We start from the raw sequence: 19140 nt of genomic DNA, 5'->3' as shown, positions 1-19140 counted from the left end.
GTTGAGAAAGGGGGATTATTGTGAGCGAAAAATGGAAGATCGAGCTGCATATGTCCCCCGGTGGATGGACAGCAGAAGTAAATACAGCAGCGGAAGCGGACCAGGAAGTTTCCGTTTCCGCTTCCGCTGCTGAGGGCAAGACCGAATCGGCCGCAGGCATGTTCACGGTCACGGGAACGCCCGCGCGACTGAGCGAAGCCCAGCGCGGGGCTGTACTGGCTCAGCTGCGCAAGCGCCCGCTGACGCTGTACGCCCTGCTGCGCGGCGGCCCGGCGTCCGAGGAGCTCGCCGGGCTGCTGCCGGCTACGCAAGCGTCCGATGGCTCGCCAGGCGCAGCAACGGCCAGTGCGGCCGTGGCGTGCACCTGCGGCCGCCCGGGCTGCGCGCATGCCGCGGCCGCTGAGCGCGCCGTAGCCGCGCGCCTCGCGGCCGAGCCGCTGCTGCAACTGGCGCACGCCGGCCTGCCGCGCGAAGCGCTGCTCGCCGGCGTGCTGGGGGCATGGGCGGAGGAACTCGCCCATGATCCCAGTGGCCCCGGCCGCGCAGCGGAAACGGCTGGCCGCCCGCAAGTGCGGGGCGGCGAAGGCGGCGCGGCCGTCGGCGAGTGGATTGCCGAGGCCGCCGCGGACGGCGCCATGCACCAGCCGGGGCCGGGCTTTGGCGCCGTTGAGGTGCGCCTCGCGCAGCCGGGCAAGCCGCCGGCCTTGCCGGAGCTGACGGCGCTGCTGCCGGGCGTGCCGGCCACCGCAGGGCTGGATTTGATCCGCGAGCGTGTAGCCGCGCGGATGTGGCAGGCTGTCCAGAAGAAGACGGACAGCCCAGCAACCAAATGATGCACCCATCAGAGCGGGGGAGATCTCAGATCACCCCTGCTTGTTTTTATTGCAGCATGTTGCATTATTCGAATTACATCATTTCCCGGTACAAGATGAATTTTGTCTTTATCCAACAATGTTAATGCTCATTAGTAAAGTGCATCTCGGTATAATCAATTTTTTGCATATTGGATATATGAAGGTATATTCCCATTTCAATTCTATTGTGTACAGCACGGGGATGTTGCTCTAAAAGTCCAAAAAACGATCATACAGGCTGTACAGCCCGTATAAGTTCATTCGGATCTCTTCTAAAGGAGGTCTTTACCGGTGGAGCTTCGCTCCCAATTAAGGTATACTGTCGCAGGGAACATTGCACGCTGAGAACTATATAACATTTATATTATTGCGATAGGAGTTTTTACATGAAATCAACTACAGGAAGACAGCGCCGCATGGTGGTTATGCTGTCCTCATTGATGATATGCGGAGCATTGCTTACCGCGTGCCAGAACGGTTCAGGCACAGAGGAAAGCCAGAATCCGAATGGAACAGGTAACACACAACAGGAGACGGACGGCACAACGGTTCATTTTACGGAGGATAAAGGAACGGATGGCGACAATGCTGGCGGGGATGACACATCATCTTCTGGCAACAGCGGTGAAGGCACGGATAGCGAGTCTGGGAATGCTTCAGCGGGCGGAGAGCAGGGCTCTTCGGACAATGGTAACGGGGCGACAGCGGAAGACCCATTGCTGGAGAAACGCAGTATCAGCGCACTGCAAACGACGATTGATGCACAATCCGTGGTGACCAATGCCGAGTCTATGACCGTCATTGTGAACAAACAACGGAGTCTGCCTGACGGTTACGAGCCGGACGATCTGGTAGAGCCGAATGTACCGTTCTCCTTCGACGAACCACACGAGAAGCGACATATGCGCAAGGAAGCTGCGGAGGCACTGGAGAAGTTGTTTGCAGGTGCAAAAGCGGATGGCATTGAGCTTCGTGCAGTGTCCGGTTATCGTTCATATCAGCGTCAGGTATCCATCTACAACAATAATGTCAAAACTAAAGGTCAAGAATACACGGATCGCGTGAGCTCTGTGCCAGGCCGAAGCGAACATCAGACCGGTCTTGCCATTGATGTATCCAGCCCGAGTGTGGGCAATGTGCTGGAAGAGGTATTTGGCACATCGAAGGAAGGCCAGTGGTTGGCTGAACACGCTGCAGAATACGGATATGTCATCCGTTATCTGCAAGGTGAAGAAGATACCACAGGTTACGTCTATGAGCCTTGGCATATCCGGTACATCGGTACAGATTTGGCACCGGATGTGGCGAAGAGTGGGTTAACTCTAGAAGAATACTTCGATGAGGCTAATATCAAGTTGTAATTTGGATGTTTCATCCTTAAAGAAAAAGACAAGATACTATTTCTCATAAATCCCCGAATGAACCGTCCTTGATCTAACCAATGGGCAGTCATTCAGGGGATTTTTTTCTGTGCAAAAATGTTAATGGATTTAAGATAGAATTAAACTTGATTCCATTGTCCGAGATGATGGGGGACTGATATAATTCATGTTTAATCTGAAGAGACAAATACAACCAAAGCGAGGGACGAGAGAATGAGCAGACAGCAGGTTTTTACCGGCTCCCCATGGGAACCGTTGGTGGGATATTGCCGTGCCATCCGTGTAGGGAACCGAATTGAAGTGGCGGGTACAACCGCGATGCAAGATGGTGTAGTTGTTGGGGCAGGTGATCCGTATGCACAGACAAGGTTCGTTTTGCAGACGATCGAGAATGCACTGAAAGAACTGGGGGCTGACATGTCGCATGTGGTGAGAACCCGGATGTTTGTGACCGATATCTCCAGATGGGAGGAAGTTGGCAAGGCACACGGTGAATTTTTTGGACAAATCCAGCCTGTAGCCACCATGGTTGAAGTTAGCGCACTCATTGATCCCTTGTTGATGGTTGAGATTGAAGTGGAAGCGATTGTTGAAGATGAAGTCCAAGCCGATTGATTCTGACGGTTATCCGGAAGATTTTCTAAGGAACACAGGACGTCTTATTTGGCCCTCAGGTCCTCTTGCTAAAATGTAAAGAACTTCAGACACGTTATTTCCCAAATTCCTCTGATAAAAATGCTATAAACAGCTATTTATTCAAACATAGCGTGCCTGAGATTCCTTAGATTTCTGCGGGTACTTCAAATTCTTGAATAAGATGCCTCAGATTCGTTAGCGTTAACTCCGCTTGCTCTTACATTCGGTAAGCAATGTATTTCGTATGCAGTGCACATCGCATGTGTCTGCTCCGGACAAGTTTCAGATACCCTTCAGTTTGAAGCAGTTTGTAGACACACTCTAAAAAACCAAAACCAAAAAAACAACCTTATCCATGCCTGTCAAAAGACAAGCGGATAAGGTTGTTTTGAATTGACTTCGCCGCCTGACCGCACGGCTGAGCTCTTGATGCGCCAAACTCATTACACCGCGCGCCAGGAGCTACATGCGGATGGCTGGTCATTATGACGCTCCACACTCATGACCCCGCGCTAAGCGATGCACACGGCCGTCTGCAACAACATATAACATGTGTTTCAGCCAGACGTTTTTCCAATCGTATTATTTCGCTTCCAGTTCTGCTGCAGGTGTTTCAACAACCACTTTCCAAGCTGTTCCGATTGGAGGCAGGCTGCGTGTCAACACAGGGCTGTAGAACCCAATGACTTTAGCGCCTTTGGTGAGTTCTTCAGCTTTCACCGTTTCACCTTCGTGGTTCACGATCAGCGTGTCTTTAGCAATGTTCAGCACGACATGGTCAGGAGCTGTTTCTGTTAACCGTGTACCTGTGATCTCAATCTGTGAGATGCTGCCTTCAGCTGTTGTTACATTTTCAATCGTACCAGCTGTCCCCAGAACGTCTTTCAATTGTGATTCCGCAGCGTCATCCAGCACAGTGACTGTATAGGTCGGCGTTTGTGGTGGCAGGCTGCGGGTGGTGATCAGGGAATGCTCAGCTTCCACGTTCATGCCAATGGCCAGATCAGTCAGTGCAATCTCTTTCCCCTCAACTGAGATGAATTTTGTCTCATCGCTCAGATTAAGCACAATACCATCCGTACCTGCACCGCCAATCTGGATGGACTTATATTTATCTTGGTTCGAGATTCTGGTAATTACACCACGTTCAGTAACCGTCTTCACGTCCTCTTCACTAGAGATAGTCACTTGATTCCCCGTTGTGTTCACTTGTCCATGCAGTGCTTTCTCAGCAAAAGAAACCGGTACATACAATTTGCCGCCTGTGATTTCGGGCGCTGTACCCAGCGTGAGCAGCATTTTATTCACAGAATATTGATCCTTGCCTGTGATTACCTGTGTCCAAAGAGCACCACGAGTCAGCTCAGCAGTTTTAGTTTCTTTATTCCATTCCAGTTCAATACCCAGTGCGTCGGTAAGATCACGCAGCGGGATCATGGCTACTTTGCCATCTTTGTTCCAATAACCATCAGAGATGGCTGCACCATTCACGGATACGTTTACTACACTCACTGCGTTACTATCTGCTGAAACGGATGTTTGATGGACTGGTTTTGTGTTGTCCAGTGTTGCTGCATAAGCGGCTCCACCACCCAATGCCATGGATAGGGCCATCAGTGCACTTACTTTTTTCATGTTGTTGTTCATCAATATTCATCCCTTCTAATCTGTGTACTGACGCGGTAAAATCTTCCTTAGGGCCGCGCTTCAAGTTAATAGACGGGACAAATCGTCTAAGTGTTGCAGTTGAAATGCAATGAATGTAAGCGGTAGGTTAGTTTAAATTAGAAATATCGCTTGTATTGCAGGTTATCCGCAGCAGGATCAGGTTAATTTCAGGTAAGTGGCCAAACCTTTGTCCTATTTCACATTCAAGTACGAGGAGGAACGGATTAGATGAGTGATATGTTGGTAGCGCTCTATCGTTTGCCGGAGCAAGAGAGTGGACTGAGAGCGCTGGAGGAATCCTCCATTGTGATTCGAAGAGCCATTGCCCCAGAAAAACAGCTTGTACTGGATTGGGTGAGGTCACATTTTAGTCAGGCTTGGGTGGATGAATGTGAGGTCGCTTTTGCGCGTCAGCCGGTGTCCTGTTATATTGCGGTTGAGCATGGGAAAATGATTGGATTTGCCTGTTACGAAGCGACATGTCGCAACTTCTTTGGACCGACAGGTGTGAGCCAGGATGCACGGGGCAAAGGTGTAGGCACAGCCCTGTTACTGGCCTCTATGCATGCGATGAAGGCGGACGGTTACGGGTATGCGATTATCGGATCAGCGGGACCTGTGGATTTCTATGCCCGGACGCTGGGTGCCGTGAAGATTGAAAATTCAACGCCGGGTATTTACGAAGGCATGCTGCGGGCAGACTAGACAATAATGATGTTGTGTAAGCTGTGGAAAAGGAAGGGAGGACGATGATGAGCACGAAACAAATGTTGCACATCGGAATGATCGGTACAGGATCAATCTCGGATCTTCATATGAGGTGTTATGCCAAAAACGAGGATGCCGTCATCTATGCGATCTGCGATCTGAACGAAGAACGGGCTAAAGCTGCGGCACAGAAGTATGATGCCCAATCCGTGTATACCGATTATCGGGAGATGCTGGAGGACCCGCATGTGGATGCTGTCAGTATCTGTACCTGGAATAATACACATGCGGAATTTGCCATTGCTGCACTGGAGGCAGGCAAGCATGTATTGCTGGAGAAACCGGTGGCAACCAATGTGGAAGATGCACTGCGGATTGAAGAAGCGGTGAAGAAGAGCGGACGTACGTTTATCGTTGGTTTTGTGCGGCGTTATGATAACAATATGCAGATGATGCGCAGATTCATTGATGCCGGGGAGTTTGGTGAACTGTATTATGCCAAAGCCTCCATTCTGCGGCGTCACGGCAATCCGGGCGGTTGGTTTGCTGACAAAAGCCGTTCCGGTGGCGGCCCTCTGATTGACCTGGGCGTACATATTATCGACCAATGTTGGTACCTCATGGGCAGGCCGAAACCTGTTTCGGTCAGTGGTAATACGTATCGGAAGTTGGGCAATCGTTCCCATATCGAACATCTTTCTTTTTACAAAGCAGCCGACTACAGCGCAGCTGTGAATGACGTAGAAGATATGGCGAATGCACTTATTCGGTTTGAAAACGGGGCTTCGCTGGCGGTGGATGTGAGCTTTACCCTGCATGCACGCGGAGATGAATCTTCGGTGAAATTATACGGCGAGCGTGGTGGGTTCGAACTGGAGCCGGAGACACTGATCGTCACGGAGAAAAATAATACCATCCTGAATATTGAACTCCAGACGGACAATACGGGTCTCCATATTCATAGTGCATTCCAGAACCAGATTGACCACTTTGTGGATTGCTGCCTGAACGGTACAGAGCCGATCAGCCCAATTGCGGATGGTGTGGCTTCCACGCGCATGTTGTGCGGAATCTACGAATCCGCTGAGAAAGGGCAGGAGATTCGTCTGGATTGAGTTCATTTTACATGGCAGTTGTCCTTCGGCATATTAAAAAGCATGCGTCTTCCGCGTGATCTGCGGTTACGCATGCTTTTTGGCATCAGGTCATTTATTCAGTGGTGAATTCTCGTACCCCGGATCATCGTAATCCGTATCCTGCAGCCTCGGAAGAACGTTCATGCTCTCAATCGCCTGCCGGGAGTCCGGCGTGCCATGGTCATACAGAAAGGTGTACAGCAAGGTCATGCCATCCGAAAATTGCTCTGTTGCCTCATCGTGGTCTGCTGATTTGTAGGGTACCGGCGCCCGTTGCAAAGTATAAGCATCGTCATCCTCCAGCACCTTCATCAGATCTTTCAATCGGCCCAACTGTTCGTCATCCACCAACACCTCAAAGGGTGTAGATTCGTTCTTTGTTCGTTCAATCAGGTTATGAGTTACCGATACATACAGATGTTGTTTGCCGTCCTGCATATTCCAACCCCCATTCTGAAATGGAAAAAAGACGCTTCTACTGTTAATAAACAGCAAAAAGCGCCCTGAAACGAGCTACTATGCTCGTGTGTTATTTACTCATCCACATGTTCAGTCACATATGACCAGCCATTACCTTTTCCTTCTAATCGACTTTGTTCAAAAAATCAATTCCATCTACTGTAATACTGACTGACACGAGTGATGGTTCATCTCTAACTCCATAAGGGACCTCTTCCTTTGAGTTATTTCCCAAATCTCCCCGTTACGGGCACCTGGCGGGTGCCGGCCTCCATCGATCCTGAACACAGGGGACAGGCGGGAGGGCCCGAGGATGCCTTCTTGGTTGCTTTTGAAGGCACAGCCGGCTTCTGTCTTAGCCAAGCTTTACAGGTGGATGAACTGCACTTCCAGACCGCAACGGTCTCCGTACGCTCAGCATTCCCTGAACCTGAAGTGTGCGACTGTGAACTGGAGGAATTCGCAGCTGTCGGTCTCACACCAGTGGTGCTGAATGCCTTATGGTTGCGAATCTCCCCACTACCACGCCGTTCACCGAGGCGATCCTCATCACGTTCGTTGTGGACCTCATAGTCACGACGGTCATTGTGGCTGATGGCTCGGCGCTGTGCCAAATCCCGACCTTCGGAACGGGCACCCGAGCCCGAGCGGGCATACTGTCCGTTGCCTTTACCATATGAAGTCTGACTGCTCGTCCGGCTCTCCTCACGAGGTTTGCGTTTGTCCGGTACTTCCATACCGAAGGCTTCAAGCAGGAAGCGGGACACATCCGCTGGTTTTCCGTGATGGCTTGCGGGGGAGGTGACATACAAGTACTGCTTGGCCCGTGTGATGGCAACGTAGGCGAGCCTGCGTTCTTCCTCCAGCGCCATGTCCAGTTCGGCATCTGTCTGCTGCATAGCAAGCGCAGCTTTCTGATCCTCAGGAATATCCTGACGTAGTGCGGTACTGTGAGGCACAATGCCTTCACTGGCTCCAATCCAGTACACACAAGGGAACTCCAATCCTTTGGCCCGGTGAATGGTCATCAGCTGTACCGCGTCACTATCCTGCGCACGGCGCAAAGATTCCATCTCACGGTGTCTGCGGGACAGCTCATCCGCGAATTGGATGAACTCTTCTACCGTTTCGAATTTTTTGACAGCAGCTTCGAATTCATCCAGAGTTTCCAGCATCGTTTCCTTATAATGGGTGAAGATGCTGGGATCACCACTTTCCATATACTTGTCGTAGAACTGCCTGCGCATCTCTTGAATGGCGATGATGGGTTTTAGTTTGTGCAGTGATTTGATCAGTTTGATGCGTTCTTTGACCTGTTCCTGCTGGAATGGTTTCAGCTTTTCCCATTTCACCAGATGGATGAGCGGATATTTCTTCGCCTGTTGTTGTTCACAACGCTGAATCCACTCCAGCCCTGCATCCCGTGATACATAGAGCGGTCCCAGCGCACTTGGGAGAGCATCCATGGCACGTGGATCAAGAGACAGACGCAAATGATCCATCAGGGGTCTGATGAGAGACTGGTCATAGAACACCGGAGAAGCACCATGCTGTACAAAAGGTACATCTTTCAAAACAAGCTGCTCGAATACAGCCCGGCTGCTACTTGCTGTCCGGTGAAGAATCGCAATATCGCGATAGGTGTGTTGTCCTTCTTCAACCTGCTGGCACAGCTGGTTTACAACCCACGCCGCTTCTTCCTCTGCATTGGAAGGTGTAGCGAAGCGAGGCGCATCTCCGCGGTTTCCGGCGGCACGCAGCCGTTTATCACGTCTACGTTTATTACGGGCGACCAATTCACTCCCGAGTCCCAGAATGCGTGCATCACTGCGATAGTTGATATCCAGCGTCACAATGCGTGCACCGGGGTATACTTTATCGAATTCCAAAATCGATTCCTGGCGTGCGCCATTAAAGGTATAGATCGTCTGGTCATCGTCTCCCACAACCATCAGGTTGCGGTGGGCGGAAGCCAGTTTTTGCACAATTTCATACTGTAGATGGTTGGTATCCTGGAACTCATCTACCATAATGTACTGGAAACGCTTCTGAAGTGGCCCCAGAACAGCAGGGTCACGAAGCAAGGCGGCTGCCCGCAGTAAAATATCGTCAAAATCCATTTTGCCCCGATCTTGTTTCCAGGCTTCGTAACCTAGCAGGACACGCTTGGCGTCGCGTTCTTCCTGTGACTTTTCGGGCAGGTCGGTGGTTTCCGATCCTTGCATCTTCCACGCGGACAGCATGGCCAGCAGACTTTCAGGCTGGAAGGCTTCACTCATGCCATTTTGGCGAAGAAGCATCTTCAGTACGGTGTGCTGAGCACGCGACTCGCCAAAGATCTCTTCCTGCACACCGTAATGACGCAGCAATGTCAGCGCAAAAGAGTGGAAGGTGCGAGCCTGTACGGCTCTCGCGGCTGCCGGGCGTATACCTGGCAATGCGGCAATGCGGTCTTTCATCTCGGTGGCGGCCTTGTTGGTGAACGTCACCAGCAGGATACTACCCGCATGTACGCCACTGACCTCTATGAGGTAGCCGGCTCTTGCAGCCAGCACAGTCGTTTTGCCACAGCCAGCTCCGGCAAGCGTAAGAATCGGTCCTCTGCCGTGACGGACTGCCGAGATTTGTGGTGCATTTAGCTTGATGCCCGCCTCTTCCAGAGAACGAAAATAAAAGGCATCCTGTTGATCATTACCCACGAGTTGCCGACTGGTCTCCAGCGGAGCAGACGGGGACTGGGGCAGGGACGCCGCCGGGGTAACCCCGAGCGGACGGGGGTAGAACGTTGAGTTCGGACTTAACATGTTTCATCCACCTCTGTATGCATTCAGGGATATAACTATCCCGGCTAAAAGTAAACCATTTGCCCTTTTCACAATCGCATTGTAAATTGGTATGATAGAGTTAGTCGCCTAATCAGGCGGTTAAGTAGGGCCAAAGCTTCATTATACCCGAACATATGGTCTTGACGAAAGCCCCCGATTTCATCCAGTATCGGTATAAAACGGGCACCTGCACGAGATTACGCAACTTTTTGGCATGATATCGTATAAGTTATATGCCTGAGCATTTTGCATGAAAGATGTAATATGCTAATTTACTACTAAATAGAAATGATAATATTGGTTTTGACGGGACAGAGGAGGAATGGTCATGAAACTGCTTCAGCGCATCAAAGACGGAGCGAACAAAGCAACAGAGCGTGCCCAACACGCCGTTGAGATTGGGAAACTGAACAACCAGATTGTGGGCTTGCAACAGGAACAGGAAGTCCATTTTACAGATATGGGTCGCATCTTCTATGAGGGTTATCGGGCACAGGATATGACGCGTGCAGAAAAAGAGATGGTGGATCTGTCGCAGCTCTGCGACGAATTGCAGGACGAGATTGATAGTCTGCGCAACAAGATTGCACAACTCAAGAACGAACGGTTGTGCGAGTGTGGACACGTCGCTTCCCTGGATGCCAACTTCTGCCCTAAATGCGGACGCAAGTTGGGTGAACTCAAGACAGCAGCGCCTAAAGTAGCAGCAGGAGTTGCAGGAGCCACCACAGCCGCAAGACAGGAGGCAGCTGTAGCTCAGAACCCAACTCCAGAGCCGGACTTCTACGATGCGCCACCTGAGTTGGAACTGGAGGAAGACGAGCCGTACCATACGGTCATTCCGTCCATAGCGGATCTGGAAACGGAATCGGAATATAACAGTACGGAATTTACCCAGGAAGAAAAGGAAGCGTTTGATGCCGAGTGGGAACGTCGCAGAGATGAAGAGATGCAACGGGAACGTGAGCGTCAGCAGGAACTGGACGAACGCATCCGCTACTGGAAAGAAAACAACCCGATCGTGAATACGGTGGACGTACAGACCGAAGTGTCACGCGAAATGGTGAATTGTCAGATTTGTGCAGCCGAGCTACCCAAAGGGTCGAAGTGGTGCCCGCGCTGTGGTGCCGAACAGATTTGATCTGATGCAGTAGAAGCACTGCCGCATCAGTGTGAGGCAGTGCGGGTTGCTGACAGCATGGGGGGACGGGAATATGGACCAACTGCTGCATCATTTGCGTCATCTCGGATTTACCGAGATGGAATCTAAAATTATGGTGGAACTCGCTCGTCAGGGATCAGCCTCAGGATATGAGGTTGCGAAGCGGCTGGGCGTGTCCCGTTCCAATGTATATGCGACCCTGCAACGGCTGGAGCAGCGTGGGTTCTTGCGGTGTAGTCCGGGGGAACCAGCGAAGTATAGTGTGCTGAAGCCAGAGGAGATGACACGTATGATCTCCGATCAAATGCGTACCTCGCTGGATTATGTCCAGAGCAGCATGCCCAAGAGTGAACCGGAGAAGCCTGTCTTCTATAACGTCGAAGGTGACAAAAATGTGTTTGAGAATCTGAGCCGTGAATTGGCCGAGGCTCAGCATGAGATTGTCGTAGACGTTTGGCGTGAAGAGGCAGAGTTGCTACGTAATGACTTACAGCAGGCTGAAGCTCGGGGTGTGCGGCTGTTATGGTCGTGTGATGGTGGCGAAGGCATGCTTGATCAGCCTGTCCCTTGGCCGGGTTTGCCTATGTATGGTACAGGTAATGGTCGGAAATTTTCCCTGGTGGTCGATCGCCGCTGGTGCATGCTGGGCATGCGCGGTGAATCATGCGCCACACAGGCACTAGTTACGGAGCATCCGGTAATGACCGGACTGCTGCTGAATCATTTTGCTCAAGAGCTGGTGTTGTACGAATTGGAACAGGATATGGGGGAGGAACTGGAGTCCCGCTATGGGCACCGGTACGAAGAACTCTCTGCGCGTTATTGGTCTTCTCCTTCAGGAGAGGGTGACCAGAGCTAGACAGATCGGCGACTAATTCACCTCTGATGGAGTGAACATGCCAGCACATAGGTACCTATCTTGACGAAACGAATACGTGTGTACATAAAGCAGGCGCTGCCCGAAGGCAGACGCCTGTTTGTGCTGGTTTGAGATATGACAGTGATGTTCGTCACAGCATCTGTTTCCAGTCAAGTCGATAGTAAAGGTATGAAGTTACGCTATTTTTGAGAAAATGAAGCTATGAACATTCGATTGAACAGGATCGGGTTGAACAGGATCGCACATGATCACTCTTTTGGCACGTGATATAGAGCTTCGAGCACATCCGTATAATAAGCTGTACCATGGGGTACAAATTCCGTTGCCCGAATCTCGCGAACGATACGTTCCGGTTCATCAGCTGCATGATCACTGCTTGACGGGTCCTTATGACCGATGGAATGTGGCGGTGATATCAATGGCTGAGTCTGAACTCCGGTAGCTTGAATGACGTCGATCTCATTACGAAACAAAGCGAGTAGGTCATCCAGCGGCACTTCATACAGGCTATCCACCTCGCTAGGCTGCAGAACGTAGGCTTCGAGCGGCTGGTTCAGACATAATCCATAGACGGCGCTGAATTCCCGATCTATGAATGGGACACCACGCACCTCTCCTTGGAGCTGCTGTGTAGCCGTGAGTAGATAGGTTAGTGCCTCGAATGGAGTATAAACACCCAGTTCTTCCTCCAGCTCACGACTGGCGTCTTGCAGTTGTTCACCTGCGGTGAGATGGCCTGCTGCTGTAATGTCGTAACATCCGGGGAAGGTATCCTTAATATCACGCCGCCGCTGAAAAAGAACCCGTCGCTGCTCGCCTTCGTCACGCACGATCCAGCAGTGGAATGAACGGTGCCAATATCCTTTGGCATGGACCTCGCTGCGTGGTGAAGTGCCGATCCAATTTTGCTGATCGTCATAAATGTCGAAACGTTCTGGGGTCATGAAACGTATCTCCTTATATAGCAGATTTTAAAGTTCAAAATTTCACAAAGTATGTTTTAAACGAAAGGGGAACCATCGTATGGAATGCATTGTACACTTTCAGGTGATTTATCCGCAACCTCAGGAACGTAAAAGTCTTAGAGGACTTATATTTGTAGGGCAAGGTCAGGAACCGGCTAACAGTCAGTTAAGCAGCATGTTTAAGGATATGGGATTTAATGTACGTTTGGAAGATGAGGCCCAATTGTTGTTCAAGCCAGTGGATGCTTCGGCAAACTTTGAATATATTCGTGTGACAGAGCTTGATACTGGGGAAGAAGTTTACAAAGAAGATAAAGATCTGAAGTCGATCCTGGAGCATTTGTTGCCACGCCGCTTCTAATTCATGAGCATGGCCGCAAATGAAATTCATGGGGGAGCATATGTAATACATGTATGTTAGGCACAAAAAAAGGCCCCACCTTTACGGTGGAACCTTCAAACCTTTAAGCTACGCAACCCATAGTTAATGAAGCCCATATGGCTAGCTTTTCATACATAAACCCTAGCACGTAAGAGGTTGTCCCCCGCATCAGGATTTATATCCGTAATTCAACTCGGTGCGTCTTTAAACCTTCATCGTGATTATGCTAGAGTACCGGTGCCTTCAGCTTCGAGCTCTGAAGTACAGTGCGAGCAGCGGGTGGCCGCGGCTGGAATTTCTGATAGGCAATACTTGCAAGCCTTGGTCGTTTTTTGCGGCTCGGGCTTTTTGTGTTCTTTGCTTTTGATGTAGTTGATGCCCTTCACAAGCATGAAGATACAGAACGCAACGATAAGAAAATCAATCATGACGTTGATGAACTGACCATAAGCAATCACGGTAGCCCCAGCTTCGTTGGCTTGAGCGAGGGTGGTGATGTCCTGTCCGTTTGCTGTTTTAATATCCCCGTCCAGGTTGATGATTTTCTGACTGAAGTCGATTCCACCCATCAGTTTTCCAACCGGGGGCATGATGATATCATTCACAAGGGATGTGACGATTTTACCAAAAGCAGCCCCAATAATGACACCGACCGCCAGATCGATGACGTTGCCGCGGACGGCAAATTCCTTGAATTCGTTAAGTACGCCTTTCATGTTTGCATATCTCCTTTGATCATTCAATTCAAAATGTAGGCCGCGTTTCCATCCATTCTCCGTTCAGATCCGCGCTTCCGTTCTCATATTGTACATAAAAAATAGATTCCAATCACCCCCTGTTTGCAAATTAAGACAAGTTTCCGCAACTTCCATGAAAATACTTCTTTATTTCACGCCGTCGATTCGGTATACTTCTAACATTGTCAGTTATGTTTAACCTTTTACATTCAGGTTCGCGATCATACATTGTAACGAATCATGGAGCCAAAAAATTAAATATGCCGTTACTCGTATATGTGCAGGAATAGGCCTGCATGTCTCTACCTGATCACCGGAATGATCGGACTACGGGAAAGATGTTGCAATGTTTTGTAGGGTTGGCATGAGATCATTCTCAGACAGTTTGACTGAAGAGCAGGTTCAAGTGGCTTTTATCTGTTTCTGATTACACTGTTTGAGGTTTCTCAGAGCAGGATTGAACTCCTGTCATTCTGTCCATCCAGTACACTTGCGGCATCCATACGGCTTGTCCATATACGTACAAGTCCGTCTTTCCCGTCTCCGGTTATTCCGCAGCGTGTGAAAAGGCGGGCTTTTTGCTTTTTTACCATGCGATTGGAAGAGCGTGTGAGCTTCTGTGCGGAGGGCATTCAGGGGGAAGAATTACAATGCAATTGTTAAAAGACAAGGTAAGACAGGAAGGTATTGTCCTGTCCGAGCAAGTACTCAAAGTGGATTCATTCCTGAACCACCAGATGGACCCGGTTTTGATGAAGGAAGTAGGTAAAGAATTCATTCGCCGCTTTGAAGGTGAGAATATCACACGTGTGCTGACAATTGAGTCGTCAGGGATCGCACCGGGCATCATGACTGCGTTGGAGCTGAACGTGCCGCTGATCTTTGCACGGAAGCAGAAGTCGCTCACACTGACGGAAGACATTCTGGTGGAGAAGGTCTACTCCTTCACGAAGCAAGAGACCAATGAAATTACCGTTGCCAAGAAGTTCATGAAGCCTGGTGATCGCGTACTGATCATTGATGATTTTCTGGCGAATGGCGAAGCAGCATTTGGTCTGGCTCGCATTGTGGAGCAGGTTGGAGCTGAAGTGGTGGGTATCGGTATTGTTATTGAAAAAGCATTCCAGCCGGGAGGTCGCTTGCTGAAAGAAGCAGGATACCGTGTGGAATCATTGGTTCGCATCGGGGCACTGTCGGATGGACAGGTTACATTTGCGGACGAGGAGGGCACGAACTAATATGGCACGCGAACGTATTTTTCAGCGGCATCGGCATCCAATCAAAACGTTCTCACTCGGATTACAGCACGTGCTTGCGATGTATGCAGGGGCTGTTGTCGTTCCATTGATCGTCAGTAATGCATTGGGTTTTACACAGGAACAACTAACCTATCTCATTGCCATTGACTTGCTCGCATGTGGTGTGGCTACACTGCTTCAGGTATGGGGAAATAAATATTTCGGCGTAGGGCTGCCTGTTATGCTCGGCTGTGCATTTCAGGCTGTGTCTCCGATGATCCTAATCGGGATGAACAGTGGAGTATCTGCCATTTACGGAGCGATTATTGCCTCAGGGCTGTTCGTATTGATCTTCTCCGGAATCTTTGGGAAGCTTATTCGGCTCTTTCCACCCGTGGTTACGGGTTCGGTGGTTACGATCATCGGTTTAACCTTGATTCCCGTTGCTTTCCACGATCTGGGCGGCGGTCAGGGATCAGAAGATTTTGGCAGCGGAGTTAATCTCATGCTCGGTTTTGGCGTGCTGCTCTTTATCATTCTAATGACTCGTTTTACAACCGGTTTTATCCGTTCCATCTCAGTATTGATTGGTCTGCTTGTAGGTACGATTGCGGCAGGGTTTATGGGCGAGGTTAATTTTGCCCCTATTCGCGATGCAAGTTGGTTCCACGTTGTTCAGCCGTTTTACTTCGGTACACCGACATTTGAGATTGTACCGATCCTGACGATGATTCTGGTGGCGATTGTCAGTGTGGCCGAGTCCACAGGTGTATTTATGGCTCTGGGCAAAATCCTGGACAAGGACTTGTCCTCCAAGGATCTGGCGCGCGGTTATCGCGCAGAGGGTCTAGCCATTGTGTTAGGTGGTATTTTCAACTCGTTCCCGTATACAACGTATTCGCAAAATGTAGGACTGGTACAGATGACACGTGTGAAGACACGTGATGTCATTGTGGTGGCTGGTGGAATCCTGGTGGTCATTGGATTTGTACCAAAAATTGCAGCCCTCGCACAGCTCGTTCCAGGGGCAGTACTTGGCGGAGCCATGGTGGCCTTGTTTGGCATGGTGGTATCATCAGGCATTCGAATTATCGGCAGTCAGGTTGATCTGAACCGACATGAAAATCTGTTTGTCATCGCTTGTTCTGTAGGTATGGGGCTTGGGGTTACCGTTGTACCTGAGTTGTTCGCAGGTGCACCGGCCTGGGCTCAGATTATGCTCGGTAATGGTATCATTGCAGGCAGCTTCACGGCGATCTTCATGAACCTGCTGTTTAATGGTCTGGGTACCAAGGAAACGGCTGCCAAGATGGCTGAACAACAGGCAGATGCCATCCTCGGAGAGACGGGCAAGTCAGCTTAAATAGCCGAATTAGGCTAGGATTATTATCCAGCAGTATTGTTATGTTAACTGTTATAAATAGACGATTCACAAGATAAATAATGAATCAGGTTAATCATGGTGATATACAGCATGAATGGTTTATGACATACATCATTTATGCTATGAATATGAATATTCAATCCCATGAACAAGCCCTCTTTATATGTGAAACACCGAAGATACAGGCTCAACAGAGTCGTGTTTTCGGTGTTTTTTGCTTTGTTTATCACAATGTGCCGCTGTACAGGAACAATACAGGAACAAGACCTTATGCCGGATGTAAGAAGTTATTCACCTAATTCGATGGCAAGCCAAGTTGAATGAAGGATAGACTGTTATCATGCATGGGGATATACACCCAAGAGATAAGCGATCCAATCGCTTTTTGATTACATAACAATAATTTCACTGGGAGGAACGATGAATTATCAACCTGTATTAAAACAAGATCGAATGAAGTTTCTGGATTTGTTTCGAGGGTTTTCCTTGATAGGCCTACCATTCGTAAATGTATTGGCATTGTGGGTTATGTTGAAGCCGGATACTCGTGTAGATTTTTGGATCCAACGAGCATTATATTTTTTGGTGGAGGCACGTTTTTACGATATCTTCTGTTTTTTATTTGGCCTTGGATTTTATCTTTTTCTAAGCCGGTCAGCTCCCAAAGGTCATACCAAGCTGTTTCTCTATATCCGCAGGATGCTTATTTTATTAGCGCTGGGATATATTCATCAACAGTATCAGGCTGGAGAAGCTTTATTTCTTTATGCTATCATAGGGCTGATTGTCATTCCGTTATATTGGGCACCTCGAACTGTGAATTTGGTGATCGGTGTGGTGGGATTTATTGCAGCCGCCGCGATAGGTGTCAAAATGCTAACGATTCCTTTTTTAATTATACTGGGATTGTCAGCAGGTCAATATCAACTGATGGAGAAGATCCAGAAAGGACTCCCGTATCTGGGCAGAATCTGGTTCATTTCATTCATCGCTTCTACGGTGGGGATCGGTATCATGTGGTGGGTTGCTCCTCCGGATGCGATGAGTCCGTTTCTATACGAAGTGATTGGTGCGAGCCTGCCTGTTGCTGAGCAAGCCAATATGGATGCTGCTTTTCGATTAGAACATATCGGTGTGGCAATTGGTCCGGTGGTATCCATCTTTTATCTAAGTACATTACTGAGATTGAACCAGAACATGACCTTTTCCAAAATGTTAAGTCCCCTGCATGCATTCGGACGAATGGCCCTGACCAATTATATTGCACAGACCATCATTTTGTTAGTGGTATACCAACTCATATTTGCAGATGCTGCTGTGTCGTATACGGTGTCTACCCTTGTGTGCATTGGCATGGTTATTGTACAAGTCATCGCGAGTAATCTGTGGATGCGCTGGTTCCAGTATGGGCCGCTGGAATGGGTATGGAGATGTGGTACTTATCTAAGTTTCATTCCGATCCGTAAAAAGCATTCTGAGCCACGTGTTCATGATACGGGGGTGAGAGGTTGACTCGTTTCCCTCGTTATAATCAAAGACGATCCACATCCGGTTGAACGGAAATGGATCGTCTTTTCTTTTTGGAACACGTATACCTTCTGCCTGAAGTTACAGATGACGCAGCTGTTTTTCTGCAAAATCGCCAACCCACGGTAGCTTCAACCATTTCCCCTGCAGGCTGGAAACGACCATAATAAGCCAGACCACTACACCAAGCAGGGATAACAGCGATGCCACCAGTGGTCCGAACAACGGAAGGAAAGCCGATAATACATGCCCAACCATAATGATGCCAAAGACCGTTACAGATTGCAGCGCATGAAATAACACGAACCGGCTCCGCTTCTCCACAGCGAGAAAGACAATCCCACCTACAAAGGTAAACAGATAACAAAGCATGCCGGCAATATTTTCATCCAGACCGCTAGACGATTTCATGGGGGACATCGGTCCAGCCTCCTTTGACCTTTTTAACTAGGTTATGAGAGAGATGGACAGAACTGAACCGATGAATTTATTTGCCTGTGACGGATGGGGATCAACACATAGGAAAAAGAAAACAGGGGTAGAACAAGCCATTGTACAGCTTACTCTGCCCCTGTTATCGTTTACGATTAAACGTTGCTTTAAACGAAATCGTTATCCGCCCTCGATCTGTCTGCGAGGGTTTGTAATCTTGCCCATTTTATCGGTGTCGTTTTCTTTGGGAACCAACCGCTCATCGGTTCTTCCTTCGTGATGATTATCATATGCATATTCGGTCAGTTTCCATTCCGACTTGCCAAGAACGGGATCGGCCGGGAAATGTTGCCCCCGGTGCAGATGTTCCTCACGTCCGGCTTCATTGATGTAAACTCCGTCTACTTCCACCTTTTCATGAGAAAGGGGCAGCATATCTTGTTCTTTGCGGTCCATGAGACGACGCCTCCTTTGGATACCAGTAATTTAACTGTATGGGTTGTCCGTGATAATATCCCCCGAATAGTTCGGTGTTATGCTGGATATATTAATTCCGTATAGAATGGTGGCAATCTTAACATATGATTCGGAATTAAACTTTTTGGGCATGAAAACCGTTATATTTATTAGAGGAAATCGTCAAGTCGTAAGATACTTCCGAATATGCTACAATAAGATTATGATTCATTCCGAATCATATCGGGTATTTATAGTGTCAGGTACTTGCTTTCTAGCGAGGTTCCCGACCTAAAGCTTGCTTTAAGC

At 49.2% G+C, this 19140-nt stretch carries 19 protein-coding genes and 1 riboswitch; of the genes, 11 read left to right on the top strand and 8 right to left on the bottom strand.

Annotation, left to right across the window (positions count from 1 at the left end; translation table 11 throughout):
* The first annotated feature begins 20 nt into the window (after positions 1–20).
* The 3 genes from MKY28_RS23080 (at position 21) to MKY28_RS23070 (ending at position 2851) form a co-directional block, all read left to right on the top strand.
* Positions 21–833, top strand: coding sequence for a hypothetical protein (locus tag MKY28_RS23080; RefSeq protein WP_340937114.1), 813 nt, complete (start codon positions 21–23; stop codon positions 831–833).
* A gap of 407 nt (positions 834–1240) precedes the next feature.
* Positions 1241–2215 (top strand): M15 family metallopeptidase, encoded by a 975-nt coding sequence (locus MKY28_RS23075; RefSeq protein WP_340937113.1) that lies wholly within the window; start codon positions 1241–1243, stop codon positions 2213–2215.
* A 234-nt stretch (positions 2216–2449) separates the two neighbouring features.
* Positions 2450–2851: a RidA family protein gene (locus tag MKY28_RS23070; RefSeq protein WP_091038316.1), complete on the top strand. Its 402-nt coding sequence runs from the start codon at positions 2450–2452 to the stop codon at positions 2849–2851.
* 603 nt (positions 2852–3454) lie between these two features.
* Here MKY28_RS23070 and MKY28_RS23065 read toward each other — a convergent pair.
* A complete protein-coding gene (locus MKY28_RS23065) occupies positions 3455–4519 on the bottom strand; it encodes a copper amine oxidase N-terminal domain-containing protein (protein WP_340937112.1) in 1065 nt (354 codons plus the stop codon).
* A gap of 249 nt (positions 4520–4768) precedes the next feature.
* On the opposite strand from MKY28_RS23065, the gene MKY28_RS23060 reads away from it, so the two are divergent.
* A complete protein-coding gene (locus MKY28_RS23060) occupies positions 4769–5245 on the top strand; it encodes a GNAT family N-acetyltransferase (protein ID WP_340937111.1) in 477 nt (158 codons plus the stop codon).
* 47 nt (positions 5246–5292) lie between these two features.
* Entirely contained in the window at positions 5293–6363 is a 1071-nt protein-coding gene (locus tag MKY28_RS23055; RefSeq protein WP_340937109.1) for a Gfo/Idh/MocA family protein, read from the top strand.
* Positions 6364–6453: 90 nt separating this feature from the next.
* Here the strand turns inward: MKY28_RS23055 and MKY28_RS23050 are convergent, their stop codons facing one another.
* Both MKY28_RS23050 and MKY28_RS23045 read right to left on the bottom strand, forming a co-directional pair.
* Entirely contained in the window at positions 6454–6822 is a 369-nt protein-coding gene (locus MKY28_RS23050) for a hypothetical protein (protein WP_278297065.1), read from the bottom strand.
* A 245-nt stretch (positions 6823–7067) separates the two neighbouring features.
* Positions 7068–9647: a UvrD-helicase domain-containing protein gene (locus tag MKY28_RS23045; RefSeq protein ID WP_340937108.1), complete on the bottom strand. Its 2580-nt coding sequence runs from the start codon at positions 9645–9647 to the stop codon at positions 7068–7070.
* A 349-nt stretch (positions 9648–9996) separates the two neighbouring features.
* On the opposite strand from MKY28_RS23045, the gene MKY28_RS23040 reads away from it, so the two are divergent.
* Together MKY28_RS23040 and MKY28_RS23035 are read left to right on the top strand one after the other, a co-directional pair.
* Entirely contained in the window at positions 9997–10809 is an 813-nt protein-coding gene (locus MKY28_RS23040; RefSeq protein ID WP_340937107.1) for a zinc ribbon domain-containing protein, read from the top strand.
* A 73-nt stretch (positions 10810–10882) separates the two neighbouring features.
* The gene (locus tag MKY28_RS23035) at positions 10883–11689 is read left to right on the top strand and encodes a TrmB family transcriptional regulator (RefSeq protein ID WP_340937105.1); all 807 of its coding nucleotides are present in this window, start codon (positions 10883–10885) and stop codon (positions 11687–11689) included.
* Between the two features lie 269 nt (positions 11690–11958).
* Here the strand turns inward: MKY28_RS23035 and MKY28_RS23030 are convergent, their stop codons facing one another.
* Positions 11959–12654, bottom strand: coding sequence for an NUDIX hydrolase (locus tag MKY28_RS23030; RefSeq protein ID WP_340937104.1), 696 nt, complete (start codon positions 12652–12654; stop codon positions 11959–11961).
* A 79-nt stretch (positions 12655–12733) separates the two neighbouring features.
* On the opposite strand from MKY28_RS23030, the gene MKY28_RS23025 reads away from it, so the two are divergent.
* Positions 12734–13036 carry a hypothetical protein gene (locus MKY28_RS23025; protein WP_017690846.1) on the top strand — a complete coding sequence of 101 codons (303 nt, stop codon included), beginning with the start codon at positions 12734–12736 and terminating at the stop codon, positions 13034–13036.
* Positions 13037–13278: 242 nt separating this feature from the next.
* On the opposite strand, the gene mscL is transcribed toward MKY28_RS23025, so the two are convergent.
* Both mscL and MKY28_RS23015 read right to left on the bottom strand, forming a co-directional pair.
* Positions 13279–13773, bottom strand: coding sequence for a large conductance mechanosensitive channel protein MscL (gene mscL / locus MKY28_RS23020; RefSeq protein WP_340027718.1), 495 nt, complete (start codon positions 13771–13773; stop codon positions 13279–13281).
* A 271-nt stretch (positions 13774–14044) separates the two neighbouring features.
* Positions 14045–14144, top strand: a riboswitch (purine riboswitch).
* A 96-nt stretch (positions 14145–14240) separates the two neighbouring features.
* A complete protein-coding gene (locus tag MKY28_RS23015; RefSeq protein ID WP_157116037.1) occupies positions 14241–14387 on the bottom strand; it encodes a hypothetical protein in 147 nt (48 codons plus the stop codon).
* 57 nt (positions 14388–14444) lie between these two features.
* On the opposite strand from MKY28_RS23015, the gene MKY28_RS23010 reads away from it, so the two are divergent.
* The 3 genes from MKY28_RS23010 to MKY28_RS23000 all read left to right on the top strand — a co-directional run bounded on the left by MKY28_RS23010 (position 14445) and on the right by MKY28_RS23000 (position 17928).
* A complete protein-coding gene (locus MKY28_RS23010) occupies positions 14445–15032 on the top strand; it encodes a xanthine phosphoribosyltransferase (RefSeq protein WP_036613196.1) in 588 nt (195 codons plus the stop codon).
* A 1-nt stretch (position 15033) separates the two neighbouring features.
* Entirely contained in the window at positions 15034–16395 is a 1362-nt protein-coding gene (locus MKY28_RS23005; protein ID WP_076329702.1) for a nucleobase:cation symporter-2 family protein, read from the top strand.
* 720 nt (positions 16396–17115) lie between these two features.
* Entirely contained in the window at positions 17116–17928 is an 813-nt protein-coding gene (locus MKY28_RS23000; RefSeq protein WP_179087977.1) for a DUF418 domain-containing protein, read from the top strand.
* Positions 17929–18024: 96 nt separating this feature from the next.
* Here MKY28_RS23000 and MKY28_RS22995 read toward each other — a convergent pair whose 3' ends face one another.
* Positions 18025–18363 (bottom strand): DUF4870 domain-containing protein, encoded by a 339-nt coding sequence (locus MKY28_RS22995; protein ID WP_036613192.1) that lies wholly within the window; start codon positions 18361–18363, stop codon positions 18025–18027.
* Between the two features lie 192 nt (positions 18364–18555).
* Positions 18556–18831, bottom strand: a complete 276-nt coding sequence (locus MKY28_RS22990; RefSeq protein WP_036613189.1) for a hypothetical protein — start codon at positions 18829–18831, stop codon at positions 18556–18558.
* Between the last annotated feature and the right edge of the window lie 309 nt (positions 18832–19140).

This window comes from Paenibacillus sp. FSL R5-0473, from assembly GCF_038004565.1.
GTDB classification, from domain to species: Bacteria; Bacillota; Bacilli; order Paenibacillales; family Paenibacillaceae; genus Paenibacillus; species Paenibacillus amylolyticus.
This window is presented reverse-complemented; position numbering and strand designations above follow the sequence as displayed.

Bases quoted from the DNA above. Each gene is read 5' to 3' on its own strand.
- MKY28_RS23075 (WP_340937113.1), top strand. From the start codon at position 1,241: ATGAAATCAACTACAGGAAGACAGCGCCGCATGGTGGTTATGCTGTCC.
- MKY28_RS23070 (WP_091038316.1), top strand. From the start codon at position 2,450: ATGAGCAGACAGCAGGTTTTTACCGGCTCCCCATGGGAACCGTTGGTG.
- MKY28_RS23065 (WP_340937112.1), bottom strand. From the start codon at position 4,519: ATGAACAACAACATGAAAAAAGTAAGTGCACTGATGGCCCTATCCATG.
- MKY28_RS23060 (WP_340937111.1), top strand. From the start codon at position 4,769: ATGAGTGATATGTTGGTAGCGCTCTATCGTTTGCCGGAGCAAGAGAGT.
- MKY28_RS23055 (WP_340937109.1), top strand. From the start codon at position 5,293: ATGAGCACGAAACAAATGTTGCACATCGGAATGATCGGTACAGGATCA.
- MKY28_RS23050 (WP_278297065.1), bottom strand. From the start codon at position 6,822: ATGCAGGACGGCAAACAACATCTGTATGTATCGGTAACTCATAACCTG.
- MKY28_RS23045 (WP_340937108.1), bottom strand. From the start codon at position 9,647: ATGTTAAGTCCGAACTCAACGTTCTACCCCCGTCCGCTCGGGGTTACC.
- MKY28_RS23040 (WP_340937107.1), top strand. From the start codon at position 9,997: ATGAAACTGCTTCAGCGCATCAAAGACGGAGCGAACAAAGCAACAGAG.
- MKY28_RS23035 (WP_340937105.1), top strand. From the start codon at position 10,883: ATGGACCAACTGCTGCATCATTTGCGTCATCTCGGATTTACCGAGATG.
- MKY28_RS23030 (WP_340937104.1), bottom strand. From the start codon at position 12,654: ATGACCCCAGAACGTTTCGACATTTATGACGATCAGCAAAATTGGATC.
- MKY28_RS23025 (WP_017690846.1), top strand. From the start codon at position 12,734: ATGGAATGCATTGTACACTTTCAGGTGATTTATCCGCAACCTCAGGAA.
- mscL (WP_340027718.1), bottom strand. From the start codon at position 13,773: ATGAAAGGCGTACTTAACGAATTCAAGGAATTTGCCGTCCGCGGCAAC.
- MKY28_RS23015 (WP_157116037.1), bottom strand. From the start codon at position 14,387: ATGGTAAAAAAGCAAAAAGCCCGCCTTTTCACACGCTGCGGAATAACC.
- MKY28_RS23010 (WP_036613196.1), top strand. From the start codon at position 14,445: ATGCAATTGTTAAAAGACAAGGTAAGACAGGAAGGTATTGTCCTGTCC.
- MKY28_RS23005 (WP_076329702.1), top strand. From the start codon at position 15,034: ATGGCACGCGAACGTATTTTTCAGCGGCATCGGCATCCAATCAAAACG.
- MKY28_RS23000 (WP_179087977.1), top strand. From the start codon at position 17,116: ATGCTTATTTTATTAGCGCTGGGATATATTCATCAACAGTATCAGGCT.
- MKY28_RS22995 (WP_036613192.1), bottom strand. From the start codon at position 18,363: ATGTCCCCCATGAAATCGTCTAGCGGTCTGGATGAAAATATTGCCGGC.
- MKY28_RS22990 (WP_036613189.1), bottom strand. From the start codon at position 18,831: ATGGACCGCAAAGAACAAGATATGCTGCCCCTTTCTCATGAAAAGGTG.